Here is a 20,994-nt window from a genome sequence, read left to right on the forward strand (position 1 = left end):
ATGACTGACAAGGCTCCGCTCAAGATTCACGACCTGCGTCCTGCTCCGGGTGCCAACAAGTCCAAGATCCGCAAGGGTCGGGGCGAGGCGTCCAAGGGCAAGACGGCCGGTCGCGGCACCAAGGGCAGCCACGCCCGTACCACGGTTCCCCTCGGCTTCGAGGGTGGCCAGGTGCCGCTGCAGAGGCGTCTGCCGAAGCTCAAGGGCTTCTCCAACGCCCTGTTCAAGACGACCTACCAGGTCGTCAACCTGGACAGGCTCGGCGAGCTGTTCCCCGAGGGTGGCGACGTCACCGTCGAGGCCCTGGTGGCCAAGGGCGCCGTTCGCAAGAACCAGCTCGTGAAGGTGCTCGGCACCGGCGAGATCTCCGTCGCTGTGAACGTTACGGCTCACGCCTTCTCGTCCGCCGCGAAGGAGAAGATCGCCGCCGCCGGTGGTTCCGTTACCGAGCTGTAGCTCCGCTATGACGAGGCGTGGGGGTTCCGACAATGGGCCCCCACGCCCTTAGTGCGTTAGAGTTCGGCGAGACGGCAGGATTCTGTCCGGCTCGTTTGACTTGAGACTTGACATGGCAGATCCCCGCACCACCGCATACTCACATCGCCATAAAGGCGCGCAGGAGGGACCGTGCTGACCGCGTTTACCCGGGCGTTCCGGACACCGGACCTGCGCAAGAAGTTGCTCTTCACCCTGGGCATCATCGCGCTGTTCCGTCTCGGCTCGGTTCTTCCGACTCCGGGAGTTCACGTCCAGAACCTCGCGGCCTGTTTCGATCAGGCCCGTAACGGAGCCACCGGCAACATCTATGGGATGGTGCAGCTGTTCGGTGGTGGTGCGCTCCTGAAGCTGTCGGTGTTCGCGCTGGGCATTATGCCGTATATCACCGCGAGCATCATTCTTCAGCTGCTCGTCGTGGTGATTCCACGTCTTGAGGCTCTCAAGAAGGAAGGCCAGGCGGGCCAGGCCAAGATCACGCAGTATACGCGTTATCTGACCATCGGCCTCGGCATCCTCCAGTCGACCGCCTTCATCGCGCTCGCGCGGTCCGGCCAGCTCTTCCCCAACTGCCAGCAGGACGTCCTGCTCGACCCCGACAACATCTTCGGCATCGTCACGATGGTCATCATCATGACGGCCGGCACGTCGGTGATCATGTGGCTCGGTGAGCTCATCACCGACCGCGGCGTCGGCAACGGCATGTCCATCCTGATCTTCACCCAGGTCGTCGCGGTCTTCCCGTCCGAGCTGACCAACATCTTCCAGGCGAACAAGTTCACCTTCGCGGTCGTCATGGTCGTCGGTGTCTTCATGATCGCGGCCGTGGTCTTCGTCGAGCAGGCGCAGCGCCGCATCCCGGTCCAGTACGCCAAGCGCATGGTGGGCCGCAGGATGTACGGCGGCACCTCGACGTACATCCCGCTCAAGGTCAACCAGGCCGGCATCATCCCGGTCATCTTCGCCTCGTCGCTGCTCTACCTGCCGCAGCTGCTGACCTCGCTCTTCCCGACCTCGAACAACGCGGTCGTGCAGTGGATCTCCCAGTACCTGGTCAGGGGCGACCACCCGGTCTACATGATCACGTTCTTCGTGCTGATCGTCTTCTTCACGTACTTCTACGTGTCGATTACGTTCAACCCCGCTGAAGTCGCCGACAACATGAAGAAGTACGGTGGGTTCATTCCGGGCATCCGTCCCGGCCGTCCGACGGCTGAATACCTGAACTTCGTGCTCACCCGTCTGACCGCGCCCGGCGCGCTCTATCTGGGTCTGATCTCCATGATCCCGATCGTCGCGCTGGCGGTGGCCGGGGCTAGCCAGAACTTCCCGTTCGGAGGGACGAGCATTCTGATCATGGTTGGTGTCGGCCTGGACACGGTGAAGCAGATCGAGAGCCAGCTCCAGCAGCGTAACTACGAAGGTTTCCTGCGGTAGTGCGTCTCGTTCTCGTCGGGCCCCCCGGAGCGGGTAAGGGGACACAGGCCCAGTACATCGCATCGAACCTGTCCATCCCGAAGATCTCGACAGGTGACATCTTCCGTGCCAACGTCTCGGGCGGCACGGACCTCGGCAAGCTGGCCAAAACCTACATGGACCGTGGCGATCTCGTGCCCGACGAGGTCACCATCGCCATGGTCCGCGACCGACTGTCCGAGGACGACGCGCAGGACGGGTTCCTGCTCGACGGCTTCCCGAGGAACGTCGCGCAGGCGGAGATCCTGCGCGACATGCTCAAGGACTGGGGTCTGGAGCTCGACCTGGTGCTGGAGCTGGTCGTGGACGACGACGAGGTCGTCCGGCGGCTGGCGGGGCGGCGCACGTGCAGCCAGTGCGGCCGTATCTGGCACGTGGAGTTCGACGACAAGAAGGACGACAAGTGCGACGCCTGCGGCGGCGCGCTGTTCCAGCGGGACGACGACAAGGAAGAGACCGTCAGGCACCGCCTGGAGGTCTACCAGGAGCAGACCGCGCCGCTGGTCTCGTACTACGTCGACGAGGGCATCCTCGTGGGCGTCGACGCGACCGGGCCGGTCGAAGAGGTGACGCAGCGGGCCATGGAGGCGATCCGCCCGTACCTGGGATGACGCCGGACACGATCTCCTGCGAAGGTGGCACGGATCTCCGTGCCACCTTGCTTTTTTGTGTGCGGCTATTGTGGGGGAATTGGGGCTCCCACGAGGCCCGTCAGAAACCCCGGGGGGTGCCGAACAATGTTCAAGAGAAACCGACACGGAATCCAGATCAAGTCGCCCGAGCAGCTGGAGAAGATGCGGGCCGCCGGCCTGGTGGTCGGGCGCACGCTCGATCTGCTGAAGCGCTCCGTCGAGCCGGGCATGACGCCGCTCGACCTCGACTCCATCGCTGAGAAGGCGATCAGGGACGAAGGCGCGATCCCGTCGTTCAAGGGATACCAGGGCTTCCCCGCGACGATCTGCGCATCCGTCAACGACGAAGTGGTGCACGGCATCCCCACGGACGCCCGCAAGCTGCGCGAGGGCGACGTCATCTCCATCGACTGCGGCGCGATCCTGGAGGGCTGGCACGGCGACTCCGCCGTCACGGTGCCGGTCGGCGAGGTCGACCCGAAGCTGACCGAGCTGATGCGGGTCACCGAGGAGGCCATGTGGCGCGGCATCGCCGCGCTGAAGGTCGGCCGCCACCTGTCCGACATCGGCTACGAGATCGAGCGCTACGTCAAGACTCAGGGCCGCTTCGGCATCCCCCCGGAGTACGGCGGCCACGGCATCGGCACCGAGATGCACATGGACCCGTGGATCGCCAACCACGGCAAGCCGGGCCGCGGCCCGCTGCTGGAGGAGGGCATGTGCCTGGCCATCGAGCCCATGGTGAACCTGGGCACCGAGCGCACCCGCGTGCTGTCCGACGACTGGACGGTCGTGACGATCGACGGGAAGGCCTCGGCGCACTTCGAACACAGCGTCGCGGTGACACATAATGGACCTTGGGTGCTTACCGCCCTGGACGGTGGCGAAGAGCGCCTGAGTCACCTTCAGCCCTGACCCCCGGGAGTGGTGGAATGGCGAACAGCCCCGAGATGCGTGCCTCGGACGTCGACCGCGATCGGGTGGCCGCCATCCTCCGGGAGCACACCGCGCAGGGCCGCATCACGATGGACGAGTTCAACGAGCGGCTCGAAGAGCTCTACAAGAGCAAGACCTACGGTGACCTGGCCAAGCTGACCGCCGACCTGCCCGACGTCGACCTGCGCCACCGGCCGGCGAAGTCCGAGGCGGCGCCCGCGACGCGCGGCAACCTGCATCCGGGCATGCGTGCGGCCTGGGGCGCCTGGGCCACGGCCAGCGCCATCAACTGGGTGATCTGGCTGATCGTGAGCGTCTCGTCCGATCACATGATCTATCCGTGGCCGCTGTGGGTCATGGGGCCCTGGGGCGCGATCCTGCTGATGAGCACGATCTTCGGGAACGGGCCGAAGCGCAGTTAGCCCGGAGCCGTGTGTGCCGTAATGCACTGTGTGTATTCCTCCGCAGTGCGGGGCGGCGCTGGTTCCTAGCGTGTGCCGTGTCGGGAACACGACTCACGGAGGAATCAGATGCGCAAGGTCCTCGCAGCCGCCGCCCTCGCCGGCTCGATCGCCGTCACCGGTCTCGCCGTCGCCCCCGCCGCCCAGGCGGCCTCGTCCGGGGGGTGGGGCACGTTCTACGCGGCCAACCACAAGGCATACACGCACGGCAGCACGTACCGGTCGCACGGCAAGGTCTACACCCACTGGTACGGCAAGGAGGCCACGCCGAAGTTCGGCTACGTGTGGTTCCGGTACTACGCGAACGGCAGCTGGCACCAGTTCTCCCGGAAGTGGGACGGGAGCCACGACGAGACCTGGTCCGGCCGGGGGATCAGGAAGATCTACACCTGGACGTGCTGGGGCGGCTCGTCCACGTACTGCGGTGACCGGCACCGCATCTACTAGGAGCACTCCGCGAAGGGCTCGCCGGTCCGCCCGGCGGGTCCTTCGGTGTGCGGTCGAAGGAGTATGGGCCGTGGGGTAGACTCTTACATGGTTGTGTCAGGACACCTGGCACGCGTTTCGCGTTTTGGGCTCAGGTGTCGTACACTCCTTAGTCGGCTCACTATGACTATCACGCGTCGGCGGTCTTTGCCGATCGCCGCTCTCTTCGAAGCGTGAGGTCGCGGCTGCTTAGTGAACCGGAGCCTCAGACGACCGATCAGTGAAACGCGAGGGATTTTGGCCAAGAAAGACGGCGCCATCGAGATCGAGGGCACTGTGGTTGAGTCGCTCCCGAACGCCATGTTCCGGGTGCAGCTCGACAACGGCCATAAGGTCCTGGCCCACATCAGCGGACGGATGCGGATGCACTACATCCGAATTCTGCCGGACGACAGGGTAGTCGTTGAACTGAGCCCCTACGACCTGAGTCGCGGGCGGATCGTCTACCGATACAAGTAAGACGTCTGAGGAACACGAAGGACAATGAAGGTAAAGCCGAGCGTCAAGAAGATCTGCGACAAGTGCAAGGTGATTCGCCGGCACGGTCGCGTCATGGTGATCTGCGACAACCTGCGCCACAAGCAGCGTCAGGGTTAGTCGTACGCAAGGTTTCTCCGAGTCCGCCCCGATTTAGGGAGCGGGCTCGACGCATGAGGAGCCCGCGACAGTAATCGCGTCTCACACCTGGGCCGGCGGAGCGATCCGTACCACTCAGGAGACCCCCGGTCGGAGGCCGGGGCCCTCACCCCGGGCATGGGGAGGGGTAGTGCGGCGCAAGACCTCCGCCCAAAAGAAGGAGAATGCCCGACCATGGCTCGCCTGGTTGGCGTCGACCTCCCCCGCGAGAAGCGGCTGGAGATCGCTCTCACCTACATCTACGGAATCGGCCGCACCCGCGCCCAGGAGATCCTCCAGGCGACCGGTGTCAGCGGCGACCTCCGCGTGCACCAGCTCTCCGACACCGAGCTCGTCCCGATGCGTGACTACATCGAGGCGAACTTCAAGATCGAGGGTGACCTGCGCCGCGAGGTCCAGGCCGACATCCGTCGCAAGATCGAAATCGGTTGCTACCAGGGCATCCGGCACCGCAAGGGCCTTCCGGTCCACGGTCAGCGCACGCAGACCAACGCGCGTACCCGTAAGGGCAAGAAGAAGACCGTCGCCGGTAAGAAGAAGCCCGGTAAGAAGTAGTCCACAGCCGCGGACCGAAGATCTCAGGAGTAATGGCAAACAATGCCTCCTAAGAGCCGTCAGGGTGCCCCGAAGAAGGTGCGCCGCAAGGAAAAGAAGAACGTCGCTCACGGGCACGCCCACATCAAGAGCACGTTCAACAACACGATCGTCTCGATCACCGACCCGAACGGGAACGTGATCTCCTGGGCCAGCGCCGGCCACGTGGGTTTCAAGGGCTCCCGTAAGTCCACCCCGTTCGCCGCCCAGATGGCCGCCGAGAACGCCGCCCGCCGCGCCATGGAGCACGGCATGCGCAAGGTCGACGTGTTCGTCAAGGGTCCCGGCTCCGGCCGCGAGACCGCGATCCGCTCCCTCCAGGCCACCGGCCTCGAGGTGGGTTCGATCCAGGACGTCACGCCGGTCCCGCACAACGGCTGCCGTCCGCCGAAGCGCCGCCGCGTCTGAATTTCCCCAGGAGATATTGAGAAATGGCTCGTTACACGGGCGCGGACTGCAAGCTCTGCCGTCGCGAGAAGACCAAGCTCTTCCTCAAGGGCAGCAAGTGCGAGTCCGCCAAGTGCCCCATCGAGATCCGTCCTTACCCGCCGGGTGAGCACGGCCGCGGACGCCCCAAGGAGTCCGAGTACCAGCTTCAGCTTCGCGAGAAGCAGAAGACCCGTCGCATCTACGGCGTCCTCGAGAAGCAGTTCCGCAACTACTACGAGGAGGCCGCGGGCAAGAGCGGCAAGTCGGGTGAGGTGCTGCTCCAGATCCTGGAGAGCCGTCTCGACAACGTCGTCTACCGCGCCGGCTTCGCCCAGTCGCGTGACGCCGCCCGCCAGCAGGTGCGCCACGGCCACATCCTGGTGAACGGCAAGAAGGTCGACATCCCGTCGTACCGCGTTCGCGAGCACGACATCATCGAGGTCCGCGAGACCAAGCGCAACCTGCTGCCCTACGAGGTCGCTCGGGCGACCGCGGGCGAGCGCACGGTTCCCGCGTGGCTCGGCGTCGTGCCGGAGAAGCTCCGCGTCCTGGTCCACCAGCTGCCGGTTCGCCAGCAGATCGACACCCAGGTCCAAGAGCAGCTCATCGTCGAGTACTACTCCAAGTAGTCACTGACGTCCTAGTTCGGGTGCGGATTTCCGTACCCGAACTAGACTGTTTATCGGAGTGGCGTCATATAGCGGGCGCCACACGACAAGGGGAGAACCCACCATGCTGATCGCTCAGCGCCCGACTCTTCTCGAAGAGTCGATCGACGAGACCCGGTCCCGGTTCGTCATCGAGCCGCTGGAGCCGGGCTTCGGCTACACCATCGGCAACTCGCTGCGTCGCACGCTGCTGTCGTCCATCCCGGGCGCGGCCGTGACGAGCATCCGCATCGAGGGCGTGCTGCACGAGTTCTCGACCGTTCCCGGGGTCAAGGAAGACGTCACCGACATCATCCTGAACCTCAAGGAGCTGGTCGTCTCCTCCGAGCACGACGAGCCGGTCGTGATGTACCTGCGTAAGCAGGGCCCGGGTGAGGTCACCGCCGCCGACATCGCGCCTCCGGCCGGTGTCGAGGTGCACAACCCCGAGCTGCGCATCGCCACGCTCAACGGCAAGGCGAAGCTGGAGATGGAGCTGACCGTCGAGCGCGGTCGCGGCTACGTCTCCGCCGCCCAGAACAAGCAGCCGGGCCAGGAGATCGGGCGCATCCCGATCGACTCGATCTACTCCCCGGTGCTCAAGGTCACCTACAAGGTCGAGGCGACCCGAGTCGAGCAGCGCACCGACTTCGACCGTCTCATCCTCGACGTCGAGACCAAGCCCGCCATGAAGCCCCGCGACGCGGTGGCCTCGGCCGGCAAGACCCTCGTCGAGCTCTTCGGCCTGGCCCGTGAGCTCAACGTCGAGGCCGAGGGCATCGACATCGGCCCGTCGCCGACCGACGCCGCCCTGGCCGCCGACCTGGCGCTGCCGATCGAGGAGCTGAACCTGACCGTTCGCTCCTACAACTGCCTCAAGCGCGAGGGCATCCACACCGTGGGTGAGCTCGTCGCCCGCAGCGAGCAGGACCTTCTCGACATAAGGAACTTCGGGGCCAAGTCGATCGAAGAGGTCAAGCAGAAGCTGCACGAGATGTCGCTGGCGCTCAAGGACTCCCCGCCCGGGTTCGACCCGAGCGCGGTGGCCGGCGGCGGCTACGACGACGACGACAGCGCGTACGTCGAGACCGAGCAGTACTGAGCCTCGTGCGGAGACCCGTCTCCGCACGTGCCCCGCACGCGCCGAGTGGCCCAGCCGCTCGGCGCGTGACGAACGTAACGGCCCAGTCGTGGTGACTGCGGCCGGCCCGACTCCGGTACCTGGTACGGCCGGGGCGGGTTAACCCAAGAGGAGAAAGCAATGCCCAAGCCCACCAAGGGTGCACGTCTTGGCGGCAGCCCGGCGCACGAGCGGCTGATCCTGGCGAACCTCGCCACGGACCTGTTCCGCCACGGCAAGATCCGCACGACGGTCGCCAAGGCCAAGCGCCTTCGTCCGCTGGCGGAGCGCCTGATCACCAAGGCGAAGAAGGGCGACATCCACAACCGTCGCCAGGTCCTGACCGTGGTCAAGGACAAGGGCGTGGTTCACCACCTGTTCACCGAGATCGCGGTGACGTTCGCCGAGCGTCCGGGTGGTTACACCCGGATCACCAAGGTCGGCGCGCGTAAGGGCGACAACGCTCCGATGGCCGTCATCGAGCTGGTGTCCGAGCCGCTGAACGGTGTCACCACCCGCCGTACCGAGGCTCCGGCCGCCGCTGCCGCTCCGGCTCCGGCCGCCGAGGAGACCGAGGCCGCCGAGACCGAGGCGCCCGAGGCCACCGCCGAGGAGACCCCGGCTGCCGCCGAGGAGGCTCCGGCCGCCGAGGCCGAGGCGAAGAAGGACGAGGCCTGATCTCTCAGGCTGGTTGAATCGGGCCCGGACCCCCTTCGCGGGGGTCCGGGCCCTTTTCCGTGAACGCGAAAGGGACGATCGTGCTACGGCTCCGCCTGGATCTGGCATACGACGGGACCGACTTCTCCGGATGGGCGAGGCAGCCCGGTCGCCGTACGGTCCAGGGTGAGATCGAGCTGGCGCTCACCAGGATCCTGCGCCTGGGCGAGCCCGCCGCGCTGACCGTGGCCGGGCGTACGGACGCGGGCGTGCACGCGCGCGGCCAGGTGGCGCACGTGGACGTGCCGACCGCGTCGTTGGCCGAGCTCGACGGCAACCGCGGGCCCCTGGAGCTCGATGAGCGGCTCTCTGCGCTCGTCCGGCGGCTGGGTGGGATCCTGCCGCTGGATGTACGCGTTCATCGGGTCTCGGTGGCTTCTGAGGGCTTTGACGCCCGTTTCTCCGCGATGTTCCGGCGGTACGCGTACCGGGTGTGCGACACGGCGGGCGGGGTCGATCCGCTGCGGCGGCACGAGGTGGTCTGGCACAGCCGTCCGCTGGACCTCGACGCCATGAACGAGGCGGCCCGGCGGCTGGTGGGCGAGCACGACTTCGCGGCGTTCTGCAAGAAGCGCGAGGGCGCCACGACGATCAGGGAGCTGCAGCGCCTGGAGTGGACGCGCGAGGCGGACGGCGTGCTGGTGGCCGCCGTCGTGGCGGACGCGTTCTGCCACTCGATGGTCCGGGCGCTGGTGGGCTCACTGCTGGCCGCGGGCGACGGGCGGCGGCCGGTGGAGTGGCCCGGCCAGGTGCTGACCCGGGCCGTACGGGACTCCGGGGTGCACGTCGCGCCCGCGCACGGGCTGTGCCTGGAGGAGGTGGGCTACCCGGCGGCGGACGAACTCGCCGCGCGGGCCGCCGCCACCCGGCGGGTCCGCACGCTCTCAGCCCTTGGTGACGCGGCGCTCCAGGACGAGTGAGGTCTGGTCCCGGAACGCCCCGCTGACCTTGGCCAGCGTCTTGTCGCCGGCGTCCGGGGTGTGGCCGTCGGCGTGGGTGGCGTAGCTGAAGACGATGTACCTGCCCCACACCAGGCCGGCCGCGTAGCCGCCGGCGATGGACACCCGCTCGCCCCCGCTTCCCTTCGCACCCGGCAGCGCGCGGAACCAGACGTTGCGCGGGAGGTTCTTGGCCAGGTCGGTCTGGACGGCGTCCTCCTTGGTCGGCAGCACCGCGATGCCGGTGGTCACGGCGTAGCGGCGCTTGCTGTCGACGAAGGTGGCCCGGATGATCCGGCTGCACTTCCGCTCGCGCAGCGCGTCGGCGAACGCGCCGGTCGCCGCCTTGTCGCAGCTCGTCTCGGTGTCGGTCTTGACCCTGGTGAACGTCGTGCCGGCGGCGGAGACCTTCTTCTTCGGGAACGCCTCCGTCAGGGACATCTTCTTCGGGTCGGTCTCCTCCGAATTGAGCATGGACGCCCCCGGCACGTCGGCGGGCGGGCTGGTGGTCAGCTCCGAGGTGGGCAGCAGCGTGGGCGGGGCGGGGGTGGCGCCTGCGGTCGTGGCGGCCGGCGGGGCGGTGTTCAGCGCGCGGTAGGCGAAGAAGCCGCCGGTCGCGACGCCGGCCAGGGCCAGGGCGCCGAGGGTCACGAGCAGGGCTCGCTTGCTCTTGCCGCGGGCCGGGGGCGGTGGGGGCGGGATCTGGAACGGGGGCTGCCTGAACGCGCCGGGTGGGAAGGTGGGCGTGCCGTGGGGCGGGGTGGGGAGGTCCAGGGCGGTGCCGGGCCTCTTCGTCCACAGGTCCTGGTTGAAGGGCAGGTCGGGGAGTTTGTCCTGGGTGGGGGACGGGTCCTGACGCGGCTCTGGTGAAGGCTGGGGCTTGGCCTGCCTGTCGTCCTGGCTCTGTTCTGCTGGGTGGGTGTTCTGTGCGGGCGCGTCGGAAGAGTGGCCGGTTGCGCGGTGCGTCGCCTCGTCGGGGCTTTCGTCCGGGTGCCTGTCCTCCGGGCGCTTCTCCTCGGCGGGGGGCATGGGGGGCCATACGGGGACGTCGCCCGGCTCCGGGGGGCGGCCCGTCGGGTTGGTGGGGTGGGGTTCGACGTAGTGGGCCGTCCGCATGGGGCCGGTGGGCTCCTCGCGGGGGTCGGACGCGCGCATGCCCTGAGGCGGGGTGTCCAGGGCTGCCGGGTCGTGCTCCTCGTGGGGAGGGGGCGGGGTGGCGTGCTGCTGGACGGTGGCGGCGGCGTCGCGCTTGGCGGCCTCGGGGTCGAAGTAGTGGGCCGCCTTGGGGATGCCGCCCGGACGGGTGGCATCGGGGTCGTACGAACCGGCATCGGGCTCGTATGACCCGGCATCGGGCTCGTACGAACCGGCGTCCGGCTCGTATGAACCGGCCTCGGGGGCGAAGCGTCCGGCGTCGGGGCCGAACTGTGCGGGCTCGGAACCGAACCGTGCGGCGTCAGGGCCGTCGTGTGGTGCGGCGTCCGGGGTGTCGAGGGCGTCGGCGGGGTACGGCGGGTGGCTGGGGGCGTACGGGGCGGCGTCCTGGTCGTACGGCGTGGCGGGGTCGTGGGGGAACGCCGGTGCGGTGGCGTTCGGGTCGGCGGGCACGCCGGAGGCGGCGGTGCCGGTCGCGGCGGTCGACGGGGTGACCGGCGGCTCTGTGGGGCGGCCGACCTGGGTGGTCGGGAATCGGGCGGTGGGGTCGCCAAGGGCCGGGTCGTCGGTGTCCGGCTCGGCTACGAGTTCGCCCGTGGCGGCGGGCCAGGGAGGCATGACGTGCGGGTCGGCGACCGGGGCGGGCCACACCTGAAGGCCCGCGGCGGCGGCCGTGAACGCGGGAGGCGGCTCCCACGGCGGCGCACCCGGTACGACCGGCCCTGGCTGCTCCCACGGCGGCGCACCCGGCGCGGCCGACTGGCCTCGCCAGGCGGGAGGGTCTTCCTCCGGGACGGCGGCCCACTGGCCAGGGGCAGGGGTCCAGGAGGCGTCGTCCTCTGGCTGCGAGCCCTGGGCGGGGTTGCCCCCTTGGTGCTGGTTCCAGCTGGCGTCGTTCACGGGCTGTGGGCCCCAGGTGGCTTCGGTGGCGTTTCTGGGGGTCCAGGCGGCTTGGTCGGGGGTTTGGGGAGCCCAGGCGGGTGTGTCGGTGGTGCCTGCGCTCGGCCCGGTCTCGCTGGACGGCCTGGGGCCCCAGCCGGCTTCGGTTGGGGTGCCGAGGGGGCGTCCGGGGTCGGTGACGGCTCTGGGCGGCGTGGCGGCCTGGTCGGGGGCTTGGGGGGCCCAGGCGGGCTGGGCGGACGACCGGGACGGCTCGCCGGCTGCGTCGGAGATCTGGGGGGCCCAGGCGGGCCTCGTCGGGGCGTCAACAGCCCACTCGGGGGCACCGGCAATCCCCGCGGGGTCGGAAGCCGAGACGGGCCTTCCGGGCATGTGGGACGTGGAGGCAGGCGTTCCCGAGGTGCCGGGGGCGGAGGTGGGGGCTCCCGGGTTGGGGCCGGGCAAGGGTGTGCCGGGGATGCCGGAACCGGAGGCCGCGGGGCCCGAGGCCGAGGCTGGGGTGGGGGGAGCGCCGGTGGGAGCTGGGGAAGCGCCGGTGGGGGTGTTCGGCGTGCCGGTTGGCCAGGGGCCGGTGTCTCTGCGGGGGACCCGTATGGCGGCGACGGTGTCTTCGTCGATACTCGGGCCCTGGGGGGCGCCGGCCTCGGGAGGCGCGAAGGGGGCGCCGGTGGTGGGGACGGGCGCTCCGTAGGGGGCGTGATGCCCAGGGACGTTGAAGGGGCCAGAAGCTTCGGAGGAGCCCCCCGCGCGGTGGCCGGAGGTCGCGGAAAGGGCACTGGGCCCTGAGGCGGCGTTTGGGGCCGCGGGCCCTGAGGCGGCGCTTGGCGAGCGAAGCCCGGAGGACGCGCCTGGGGCATGGGGTCCGGAGGAGGCGACTGGGGTGCCGAAGGGGGTGCCGAAGGGGGTGCTGATGGAGGGGTGGGGAGCGGAGGCGGGGGAGGTCGGGGATGGTGGAGCGGTGGTGTCGGGGGCGTCGTCGGCGAACCAGTCGTAGGGGGCCGAGTCGTCGTCGGCCACCTCCCACGGCTGTACGCCGGTGGACGTCTCCTCGGGCTCCGGTGGAGTGCCACCTGGAACCCGCGTCTCGTCGCCGGTCGGCTCACCTGACGGAGAGAACGCCGACGGGACGCCGCTGCCGATGCGGCCGAAACTCGGCGGTGGCATCGGTGATGCGGTCGTACGGTCGGCTTCCCTGCGATCGTGCTCAGACCCGGGTTCCTGGCCACGCATGAGGCGAGCCTAGCGAGAGTAGCGAGATCGTTATGTCGGTATGGGGGTTCCCCACGGGATCCGCTGCCCTCTTTGGGGGGTTATCGGGTGAGATGCCGGTTCAGCTGAGCGCGCTCCCCGTCATCGAACGGTTGTCCAGAGCCTTGAAGACGGTCGCGTCGCTGAGGTCCTTGATGGCTTCGAGGATGCGCTTCGATTCCTTCTTGTCCGGCTTGCTGCCGTCCTTGTTCTGGAACCACACCATGATCGCGTAGTGGCCGTGGGCCGAGATCTTGGCGCCGCCGCTGCCCGAGCCGAGCATCTTGGTGACGCTGTCCTTGCCGGCCAGCGGCTTGACGTAGTTGCTCGCGTCGCCGACCTTGGCCACCTTGCTGGCGGTGCCGCTCGTCTTGAGGTTGGCCACGCCGATCGTGCCGATCACCTTGCCGGACTTGTCGCGGAAGCTGGCCCGGAGGAGCTGGGTGCACTTGCCCGACTTGAGTGCCTTCTGGAGCTTGTCGCCCAGGGCGCCGTCGGTGCACTTCTTGTCCTTGCTGGTGACCGTCATCTCGTACGAGCGGCCCGAGACGTTGATCTTCTTGGTCGAGCCGAAGATCTCCTTGACCGTGATCGGGTCGGGGTCGGTCTTGCGCTCGGCGGCGAAGCCGTACTTGCCGGGCGGGGCAGAGGGGAGCGGCGCGGAGGTCCTGGTGGGGGCGCCGGCCTCGGCGGTGCTGGGGCCGTCCGCGTTCCACATCAGCGCCAGTCCGCCGCCGAGCAGGCCCAGCAGCAGGACGCCGCCGATCGCGAAGTACAGCGGGGCGCGCGAGCGCCGGCCCTCGTCGTAGGGGCTCCAGCCGACCCGGCTCTGCTGTGGCTGCGGCGGCTGCTCGGACTCCGCCGCCTGCCCTGACTGGCCCGGCTGTCCCGGCTGTCCCGGCTGCGCCGACTGCTCGGACTGCGACGAATACGGCGGCTGACCGAACGACCCCGACTGGCCGAACGACCCGGACTGGCCGAACGATCCGGACTGACCGAACGGCCCCGGCTGGCCGGGCTGCTCGGGCGGCAGGAACTGGCCGGTGCGGGCGGACTGCGGCGGCTGCGAAGGCCCAGGGAAAGGGGACTGCGAGGACGGAGCCTGCGAGGACGGCGGCGGCGGGAACGGAGACTGCTGAGTGGTCTCGCTCTCGGCGGCGCGCTCCCTGCGCAAACGGCGGGGACCGCTGTCCATGCCACGTTCCTCATTGCCGTTGGAAACCATGCGGAGACATTACCGTGATGTTCGTCATTGAGTTCCGAAGTCCTGGGTCCACCATGGGCCGTCCGGTCCGGCGGCGACGCCGACGCCGATGGCCTTGAGGGTGCAGTCCAGGATGTTCCTGCGATGGTCGCGGCTGTCCAGCCAGCCGCGTACGGCCTGCTCGGGCGTGCTGTAGCCGTTGCCGATGTTCTCGGCGGCGCCCCAGTGGTAGCCGGCGCGGTCCATGCGGTCCCAGGGGGAGGCGCCGTCGGGGGAGTTGTGGGCGAGCTGCCCGGTGCGCGCCATCTCCAGCGAGTGCTCGCGCGCCGAGCGTCCCAGCCTGCCGTCCACCCGCAGCGGCCCGCAGCCGTGCTCGGCGCGGGCGGCGTTGGTGAGCGTGACGACCCGGGCGGCCATGCCGGGGATCACCTTGGCCTGGTCGCCGCCGCCGGTGAACACCTGGGTGGGGTCGTCCGCGGCGTCGAAGCCGGCGATCTGCCCTTCGGGGGTCTTCGTGGGCCTCGGGGTGGACCTGCCGCGCGGCGTCCTGACCGTGCTGGCCTGTCGCGGGATGCGGTCCAGCTCGGGCCGGGCCTTCTGCCCTGCGGTGGGCGCGGGACGCGCGGTGGCCGCGGCCGGCGGGGCGGTCTCGTTGAGGTAGATGTGGGCGGTGGGCTCGACGTCGTCGGACAGCCGGCCGAGCAGCACGCCGGTGAACAGCGCGGCCATCAGGCAGGCCAGCACGCCCAGGCTGTTCCGGCGCCGCGCGCCCCGCTGGGTTTGCCGGGTGTGAGAGTTCCGCCACATACCGCAGCTAACGATAGAGATGTCGGGTACTGGGAAAGAAGGGATCCCAGGGAAACGAAATGGAACCGTTCTGCTGTCAGGTAGACTCGTGCAGGGTTACCGGTCTTTTGACCTGCGCGCCGATAGGCGGGTAACCTAATCGTTCGTTGTGTGCATAGGTCCAGCGTGACCGATGCGCGGCGCGTCCGGCGTCATCTCCCATCGTCAAGCCCATCGGGCTCGGGAGACGGAAGGTCCGGGCTGCCGTGTGCCCGCACCGACCGACCCATGTAGCTGTCGCATCCGACAGCGCCGAAGACGCGAGCAAAAGAAGGCTACGACCGTGCGCACGTACTCACCGAAGCCCGCCGACGTCCAGCGTCAGTGGTACGTCATCGACGCGACCGATGTCGTGCTGGGCCGGCTGGCCAGCCACGTCGCGAACCTGCTCCGCGGCAAGCACAAGCCGATCTTCGCCAACCACGTCGACACCGGTGACTTCGTCATCGTCATCAACGCCGACAAGATTGCGCTGAGCGGTAACAAGCGTGAGCAGAAGAAGGCGTACCGTCACTCGGGCTACCCGGGCGGTCTGCGTTCCGTCACCTATGGCGAGCTCATGGACAAGCGGCCGGAGAAGGCCGTCGAGAAGGCCGTCAAGGGCATGCTGCCGAAGAACTCCCTCGGCCGGAAGATGGCCAAGAAGCTGAAGGTCTACGCGGGTTCCGACCACCCGCACCAGGCCCAGCAGCCGGTGCAGTTCCAGATCACCCAGATCGCCCAGTAGTAGTTCGAAAGAGTTAGAGGAGAACCGTGGCTGAGCCCACCGGTGTCGAGACGGTCGTCGAGACCGAGCTGGAGGAATTCTCCGGCGAGGACTTCCCGTCCGAGTACACCACCGAGTCCGCTGCCAGCGCTGACGCGCCCGTGCGCAAGCCCGTCACCACGGGTAACTCGTACGGCACCGGTCGCCGCAAGGAGGCGATCGCCCGCGTGCGCATCGTCCCCGGCACCGGCAAGTGGACGATCAACGGTCGTTCGCTGGACGTCTACTTCCCGAACAAGGTCCACCAGCAGATCGTCAACGAGCCCTTCGTGGTCCTCGGCGCCGAAGAGGCGTTCGACGTCATCGCGCGCATCGACGGCGGCGGCGTCACCGGCCAGGCCGGCGCGCTGCGCATGGGCCTGTCCCGCGCCCTGGCGATCCTGGACGTCGACGTCAACCGCCCGCCGCTGAAGAAGGCCGGCTTCCTCACCCGTGACGCCCGCGCCACGGAGCGGAAGAAGTACGGCCTCAAGAAGGCCCGCAAGGCTCCGCAGTACAGCAAGCGCTAAATTGGCGCGCCTTTTCGGCACCGACGGGGTACGTGGGGTCGCTGGTCGCGACCTCACGGCCGAGCTCGCCATGGACCTGTCCGTGGCGGCCGCCCATGTACTCGGTGATGCGGGCGCGTTCGCGGCCACGGGACGTCGTCCCGTGGCCGTCGTGGGCCGGGACCCGCGAGCCTCCGGGGAGTTCCTGGAGGCCGCAGTGGTCGCCGGCCTCGCGGCGTCCGGAGTGGATGTGCTGCGCCTCGGCGTGCTGCCCACCCCGGCCGTCGCCCATCTCACCGCCGCGCTCGGCGCCGACCTCGGCGTCATGCTGTCCGCCTCGCACAACGCGGCGCCGGACAACGGCATCAAGTTCCTGGCCAGGGGCGGCTTCAAGCTGTCCGACGCGGTCGAGGACGAGATCGAGCGACGGCTCGGTGAGAGCTGGTCCTTCCCCGTCGGTTCGGGGGTCGGCCGCGTGCGCGACGCGTACGGCGAGGCCGACCGCTACATCTCGCACGTCCTGACCACGATGACCGCCGCGCTCGACGGCCTGCACGTCGTGGTCGACTGCGCGCACGGCGCCGCCCACATGGTCGCGCCCGAGGCGCTGGTGCGGGCGGGCGCCCGGGTCGAGGCCATCGGAGCCAGACCCGACGGGCTCAACATCAACGCCGGGCACGGCTCCACCCACCTGGACAAGCTCCAGCAGATAGTCGTGTCCAGGGGCGCCGATCTGGGCGTGGCCTACGACGGCGACGCCGACCGCTGCCTGGCGGTCGACCACACCGGCACGGTCGTCGACGGCGACCAGATCATGGCGGTGCTCGCCGCCGCCATGCACGGCGACGGCCTGCTGTCCAAGGACACCGTGGTCGCGACCGTCATGTCCAACCTGGGCTTCAAGCTGGCGATGCGCGAGAGCGGCATCACCGTGATCGAGACCGCGGTCGGCGACCGTTACGTCCTCGAACGCATGAAGTCCGACGGGTTCAACCTGGGCGGCGAGCAGTCCGGTCACGTCATCATGCTCGACCACGCCACCACGGGCGACGGCCTGCTCACCTCGCTCCACCTGCTGGGCGTGGTGGCCAAGTCGGGCGTCCCGCTGAAGGAGCTGGCCTCGGTGATGACCCCGCTGCCGCAGATCCTGATCAACGTCAAGGACGTCGACAAGGGCAAGGCGTCGGTGCCCGAGCTCATCGCCGCCGTGGCCGAGGCCGAGGCGGAGCTGGGGGAGACCGGCCGGGTGCTGATCCGGCCGAGCGGCACCGAGCCGATGATCCGGGTGATGGTGGAGGCCGCCTCCGAGGAGCACGCCAACCAGGTGGCGGGCCGCCTGGCCGACGTGGTCCGTACGGCCTGCGCCTCCTGACGCGCCTGGGCGGGTACGGCCTCGTGCCGTACCCGCCGGGCCGCTACTCGTCGCCGGTGAGGGCGAACGCCCGCAGCCTGCGTCCGGCCCAGAAGACCGCGCCCACGCTCACGACGACCAGCGCCGGCACGGCGAAGCCCATCGCGACCTTCGCCCCCAGGAAGGGCGAGTCGGAGATCTGGTCGGCGATGGCCATGGCCCACTCCTGGATGGAGAACTTGCCCGCCCCCTCGATGACGCTCACCACGGTGACCTCCCAGACGAGGGCGTAGATGACGCCGATCGTGACCGCGTGCTTGGTCACGACCCCGAGGAGCAGGAAGAGCGCGGCGTAGGCGATGCCGGCGATCAGGGCGCCGAGGGCGAAGCCGGCCGCGATGCCGTCCTCGCCGCCCACCAGGATCCAGGCCGCCACGTACGTCGGCAGGGCCCCGAACACGGCCATGAGCGAGGCCGCCACCCCGAACTTGGTCAGCGCGATCACGGGCCTGGAGATGGGCTTGGACATCAGGTGGATGACGGTGCCGTCGTCGATCTCCGGCGCGATGACGCCGGTGCCCGCGATGACCCCCAGCAGCGGCAGCATCGCCTTGATGGCGAAGTCCTTCATCAGGTCCACGGCCAGCTTCTGGTCGGCGCCGGTCGCCACGCGCAGCAGCACGGCCAGGGCGATCAGGGCCAGCGGGAGCAGCAGGAGCAGGATGATGCGGCGACGCCCGAGCAGTGAGCGGTACGTGATGCCCGCGACCACGGTGTTCATTCAGGTGCTCCTGTTGATCAGGTAGGCGAAGACGCTCTCCAGGTCCTCGTCGGCGGGGGAGACCTGGTGCAGGCGCACACCCTCGTCGCGGGCGACGCGGGGGAGCAGCCGGGCGAAGCGCCGCAACTCGGTCGCCTGGACCTCCAGGCCGTCCGGGCGGAGCGTGATGCCGCCGGCCGACTCGTCGCGGATCAGGGCCGCGGCTAGCTTCCTGTCGTCGCTGGACCGGATGACGAACAGGTGGGGCCTGTCGGTCATCAGGCGCCTGATCTCGCGGAAGTTGCCCGAGGCGGCGTGCCGGCCGGACACCAGGACCTCGATGTGCTGGGCGACCCGCTCGACCTCCTCCAGGATGTGCGAGCTGAACAGGATCGTCTTGCCGGCGGTGCCCATGGCGCGGATGAGGTCCATCAGGTGGAGGCGCTGGCGCGGGTCCATGCCGTTGAACGGCTCGTCGAGCAGCAGCACGGCCGGGTCGTGGACGAGGGCGGCGGCCACCTTGACCCGCTGGCGCATGCCCTTGGAGTACGTCTCCACCCGGCGGTCCTTCGGCTCCTCCATCTCGACCGTGGCCAGGGCCTTGCGGGCGGCCTCGACGGGGTCGGGGAGGCCGTGCAGGCGGGCGGCGGACAGGACGAACTGCCAGCCGGTGAGGAAGCCGTACACACCCTCGCGTTCCGGGACCAGGCCGATATTTCGGTAGATGTGGTGGTTCTTCCAGACCTGGGTGCCGTCCAGCGTGACCGAGCCGCCGGACGGCGCCAGGAACCCGGCCATCATGTGCAGCAACGTCGACTTGCCCGCGCCGTTGGGCCCGAGCAGGCCGGTGACGCCGGGGCCGATCGTCATGGTCACGTCGTTGACCGCCACCACGTTGCCGTACCAGCGGGACACCTGGGAGAGCTCGATCTTCATCGCGAGGCCGCCTTCCTGTAGCGCAGCGCGAGAGCGGCCAGGCCGACGCCGATCAGCACCACCAGGATCGCCGCCGAGGCGGGACCGCTCGGGTACGGGCCGTCGGCGTGGGACGGGGTGCCGAACAGCCACGACTGCACCGAGTCGACCAGCCAGAACGGGTTCATCAACCAGGCCCAGGCGGCCCCCGACTCGTTCCCGGTGTTGAGCATCGTGCCGTAGAGCAGCGGCACCGACGCCGAGGACAGCAGGTAGACCGTGATCACCGAGGCCACCCCCAGCCCGCGCCGCGGCGTGAACGAGGCGAGGGCCAGGCCGAACGCCGACAGCAGCAGCGCCAGCACCAGCGCCATGAGCAGCGCGCCGAAGTACTCGCCGGTGGCGGGCGGCCCCGGCATGTCCACGACCAGCTCGCCGATCCACAGCAGCGTCAGGGGCCCGCCGACCAGCAGGAACAGCGCGGCGGTCATCGCGATCACCTTGGCGGTCACGTACTGGAAGACCGAGATCGGCCGCGACAGGTACAGGGGCAGCACGCGGTGGCGCAGGTCGGGGGCGACGACCGTGGGGGCCTGGGAGGCCAGGAAGATGGCCACCACGGCCTGCATGACGACGGCGAACCCGCTGTAGGGGATGCCGCGCTGCTTGGCCAGCGCCATGAACGCGATCGACACCACCATGGGCAGCAGCATGATGACGACCAGCGCGAACGGCACGATCTTGCTGCGCGCCGGACGGCCGAGGCCGAAGACGCCGCGCAGGCTGTGGACGGTGAGCGCGCGGGTGGCGTACGCGCCGCCCATGCGGGGGCCGTCGTAGTGCCGGTAGCCGATGTCGTAGATCTCAGACATTGGCCGCCTCCTCCCTGAAGACGTCCTCGATGCGGTGGCGTCCCTGTTCGAGGCGGATCAGGCACAGGTCGAGGTCGACGGCGGCGTCGCGGACGGCGTCGTAGGTCTCGGGCCCGAGCACCTTGACCACCAGCAGGCGGCCCTGCTGGGAGACGGTCTGGCCGGTCTCGGTCAGCCGCCGGGCCAGGGGCTCCAGGCCGTCCTCGACCTCGACCGTGACGGTCTGGGTGGCCTGGGTGAACTCCGAGATCGCCGACGAGCGCAGCAGCCGGCCGCCGTCGATGACGATCACGTGGTCGCAGATGCGTTCCAGCTCGCCCAGCAGGTGGGAGGTGACCAGCACGCTGATGCCGAACTCGGTGCCGATGCGCCTGATCAGCGTCAGCATCTCGTCGCGGCCGCGCGGGTCGAGCCCGTTGGTGGGCTCGTCCAGGAAGACGAGCTTGGGGTCGTGCACGAGAGCCTGGGCCAGCTTGACCCGCTGCTTCATGCCGGTGGAGTAGCCGCCGATCGGGCGGTAGCGCTCTTCGGCCAGGCCCACGTGGCGCAGCACGTCGGCGGCGCGCTCGCGGGCGGCCGTGCGCGGCAGCCCGGAGATCCTGGCGAGGTGGACGACCAGCTCGGTCGCGGAGACGTCGGGAGGGAGGCATTCGTGCTCGGGCATGTAGCCGACGAGCCGGCGGATCTCGGCGCCCTGCGCGGTCACGTCGAGGTCGAGCACCCGCGCGGCGCCCTGGCTGGGCGGCAGCAGGCCGAGCAGCATCTTGATCAGTGTCGACTTGCCCGCGCCGTTCGCCCCCACCAGCCCGGTGACGCCGGATCCCACGGTCACCGTGAGCCCGTCGACCGCGGTGACGGTGGGGAAACGTTTGGTCAGCCCCTCGGTGGCGAGGATGTGCATGTGGCGGACCCTACCGGGCGC

Annotated in this window: 24 protein-coding genes; 17 read left to right on the forward strand and 7 right to left on the reverse strand. The window is 69.1% G+C overall.

What is annotated here, in order from left to right; all coding sequences use genetic code 11:
- From rplO to truA, 14 genes are all read left to right on the forward strand, one after another.
- A complete protein-coding gene (gene rplO, locus ACWCSD_RS01770) occupies positions 1-456 on the forward strand; it encodes a 50S ribosomal protein L15 (RefSeq protein WP_352327492.1) in 456 nt (151 codons plus the stop codon).
- Between the two features lie 171 nt (positions 457-627).
- The gene (secY, locus tag ACWCSD_RS01775; protein ID WP_449912441.1) at positions 628-1,932 is read left to right on the forward strand and encodes a preprotein translocase subunit SecY; all 1,305 of its coding nucleotides are present in this window, start codon (positions 628-630) and stop codon (positions 1,930-1,932) included.
- Positions 1,932-2,582 carry an adenylate kinase gene (locus ACWCSD_RS01780; RefSeq protein ID WP_352327494.1) on the forward strand — a complete coding sequence of 217 codons (651 nt, stop codon included), beginning with the start codon at positions 1,932-1,934 and terminating at the stop codon, positions 2,580-2,582. The genes secY and ACWCSD_RS01780 overlap by 1 nt, the downstream gene beginning before the upstream one ends.
- Before the next feature lie 126 nt (positions 2,583-2,708).
- Positions 2,709-3,518 (forward strand): type I methionyl aminopeptidase, encoded by an 810-nt coding sequence (map, locus tag ACWCSD_RS01785; protein ID WP_352362891.1) that lies wholly within the window; start codon positions 2,709-2,711, stop codon positions 3,516-3,518.
- A gap of 17 nt (positions 3,519-3,535) precedes the next feature.
- Positions 3,536-3,961 carry a DUF1707 SHOCT-like domain-containing protein gene (locus tag ACWCSD_RS01790; protein WP_449912444.1) on the forward strand — a complete coding sequence of 142 codons (426 nt, stop codon included), beginning with the start codon at positions 3,536-3,538 and terminating at the stop codon, positions 3,959-3,961.
- A gap of 108 nt (positions 3,962-4,069) precedes the next feature.
- Complete coding sequence (locus ACWCSD_RS01795; RefSeq protein ID WP_397165063.1) at positions 4,070-4,447, forward strand: hypothetical protein; 378 nt, start codon at positions 4,070-4,072, stop codon at positions 4,445-4,447.
- Between the two features lie 276 nt (positions 4,448-4,723).
- Positions 4,724-4,945 carry a translation initiation factor IF-1 gene (gene infA, locus ACWCSD_RS01800; protein ID WP_012887858.1) on the forward strand — a complete coding sequence of 74 codons (222 nt, stop codon included), beginning with the start codon at positions 4,724-4,726 and terminating at the stop codon, positions 4,943-4,945.
- Between the two features lie 24 nt (positions 4,946-4,969).
- A complete protein-coding gene (rpmJ, locus tag ACWCSD_RS01805) occupies positions 4,970-5,083 on the forward strand; it encodes a 50S ribosomal protein L36 (RefSeq protein ID WP_003956441.1) in 114 nt (37 codons plus the stop codon).
- Between the two features lie 213 nt (positions 5,084-5,296).
- On the forward strand, positions 5,297-5,677 hold the full coding sequence (rpsM, locus tag ACWCSD_RS01810) for a 30S ribosomal protein S13 (protein WP_125644650.1): 381 nt from the start codon (positions 5,297-5,299) through the stop codon (positions 5,675-5,677).
- A gap of 42 nt (positions 5,678-5,719) precedes the next feature.
- Positions 5,720-6,124: a 30S ribosomal protein S11 gene (gene rpsK / locus ACWCSD_RS01815; protein WP_020542285.1), complete on the forward strand. Its 405-nt coding sequence runs from the start codon at positions 5,720-5,722 to the stop codon at positions 6,122-6,124.
- A gap of 23 nt (positions 6,125-6,147) precedes the next feature.
- A complete protein-coding gene (gene rpsD / locus ACWCSD_RS01820; protein ID WP_352327498.1) occupies positions 6,148-6,774 on the forward strand; it encodes a 30S ribosomal protein S4 in 627 nt (208 codons plus the stop codon).
- 103 nt (positions 6,775-6,877) lie between these two features.
- Positions 6,878-7,894: a DNA-directed RNA polymerase subunit alpha gene (locus ACWCSD_RS01825; protein ID WP_043623495.1), complete on the forward strand. Its 1,017-nt coding sequence runs from the start codon at positions 6,878-6,880 to the stop codon at positions 7,892-7,894.
- Between the two features lie 159 nt (positions 7,895-8,053).
- Positions 8,054-8,590 carry a 50S ribosomal protein L17 gene (gene rplQ / locus ACWCSD_RS01830; protein ID WP_449912447.1) on the forward strand — a complete coding sequence of 179 codons (537 nt, stop codon included), beginning with the start codon at positions 8,054-8,056 and terminating at the stop codon, positions 8,588-8,590.
- 80 nt (positions 8,591-8,670) lie between these two features.
- Positions 8,671-9,549, forward strand: coding sequence for a tRNA pseudouridine(38-40) synthase TruA (gene truA, locus ACWCSD_RS01835; RefSeq protein WP_449912449.1), 879 nt, complete (start codon positions 8,671-8,673; stop codon positions 9,547-9,549).
- On the opposite strand, the gene ACWCSD_RS01840 is transcribed toward truA, so the two are convergent.
- The 3 genes from ACWCSD_RS01840 to ACWCSD_RS01850 form a co-directional block, all read right to left on the reverse strand.
- Entirely contained in the window at positions 9,514-11,622 is a 2,109-nt protein-coding gene (locus tag ACWCSD_RS01840) for a hypothetical protein (RefSeq protein WP_449912451.1), read from the reverse strand. The genes truA and ACWCSD_RS01840 overlap by 36 nt on opposite strands.
- Before the next feature lie 1,330 nt (positions 11,623-12,952).
- Positions 12,953-14,065: a hypothetical protein gene (locus ACWCSD_RS01845; RefSeq protein ID WP_449912453.1), complete on the reverse strand. Its 1,113-nt coding sequence runs from the start codon at positions 14,063-14,065 to the stop codon at positions 12,953-12,955.
- Positions 14,066-14,119: 54 nt separating this feature from the next.
- Positions 14,120-14,881 carry a CAP domain-containing protein gene (locus ACWCSD_RS01850; RefSeq protein ID WP_364338135.1) on the reverse strand — a complete coding sequence of 254 codons (762 nt, stop codon included), beginning with the start codon at positions 14,879-14,881 and terminating at the stop codon, positions 14,120-14,122.
- A gap of 322 nt (positions 14,882-15,203) precedes the next feature.
- On the opposite strand from ACWCSD_RS01850, the gene rplM reads away from it, so the two are divergent.
- From rplM to glmM, 3 genes are read left to right on the forward strand one after another with little or no spacing between them, the layout of a single operon-like run.
- Positions 15,204-15,647 (forward strand): 50S ribosomal protein L13, encoded by a 444-nt coding sequence (gene rplM, locus ACWCSD_RS01855; protein WP_352328322.1) that lies wholly within the window; start codon positions 15,204-15,206, stop codon positions 15,645-15,647.
- Positions 15,648-15,673: 26 nt separating this feature from the next.
- The gene (rpsI, locus tag ACWCSD_RS01860; RefSeq protein WP_125644639.1) at positions 15,674-16,195 is read left to right on the forward strand and encodes a 30S ribosomal protein S9; all 522 of its coding nucleotides are present in this window, start codon (positions 15,674-15,676) and stop codon (positions 16,193-16,195) included.
- A 1-nt stretch (position 16,196) separates the two neighbouring features.
- Positions 16,197-17,546 (forward strand): phosphoglucosamine mutase, encoded by a 1,350-nt coding sequence (glmM, locus tag ACWCSD_RS01865; RefSeq protein ID WP_358282147.1) that lies wholly within the window; start codon positions 16,197-16,199, stop codon positions 17,544-17,546.
- A gap of 43 nt (positions 17,547-17,589) precedes the next feature.
- Here glmM and ACWCSD_RS01870 read toward each other — a convergent pair whose 3' ends face one another.
- The 4 genes from ACWCSD_RS01870 to ACWCSD_RS01885 are packed head-to-tail and all read right to left on the reverse strand — an operon-like array spanning position 17,590 to position 20,973.
- Positions 17,590-18,306 carry an ABC transporter permease subunit gene (locus ACWCSD_RS01870; protein ID WP_449912457.1) on the reverse strand — a complete coding sequence of 239 codons (717 nt, stop codon included), beginning with the start codon at positions 18,304-18,306 and terminating at the stop codon, positions 17,590-17,592.
- A complete protein-coding gene (locus ACWCSD_RS01875; RefSeq protein WP_352362865.1) occupies positions 18,307-19,221 on the reverse strand; it encodes an ABC transporter ATP-binding protein in 915 nt (304 codons plus the stop codon). It abuts the gene before it with no gap.
- Positions 19,218-20,072, reverse strand: a complete 855-nt coding sequence (locus ACWCSD_RS01880) for an ABC transporter permease (RefSeq protein ID WP_397165075.1) — start codon at positions 20,070-20,072, stop codon at positions 19,218-19,220. The genes ACWCSD_RS01875 and ACWCSD_RS01880 overlap by 4 nt, the downstream gene beginning before the upstream one ends.
- The gene (locus tag ACWCSD_RS01885; RefSeq protein ID WP_352362861.1) at positions 20,065-20,973 is read right to left on the reverse strand and encodes an ABC transporter ATP-binding protein; all 909 of its coding nucleotides are present in this window, start codon (positions 20,971-20,973) and stop codon (positions 20,065-20,067) included. The genes ACWCSD_RS01880 and ACWCSD_RS01885 overlap by 8 nt, the downstream gene beginning before the upstream one ends.
- Positions 20,974-20,994 lie beyond the last annotated feature (21 nt).

The sequence above is a fragment of the Nonomuraea sp. NPDC001684 genome (assembly GCF_053596515.1).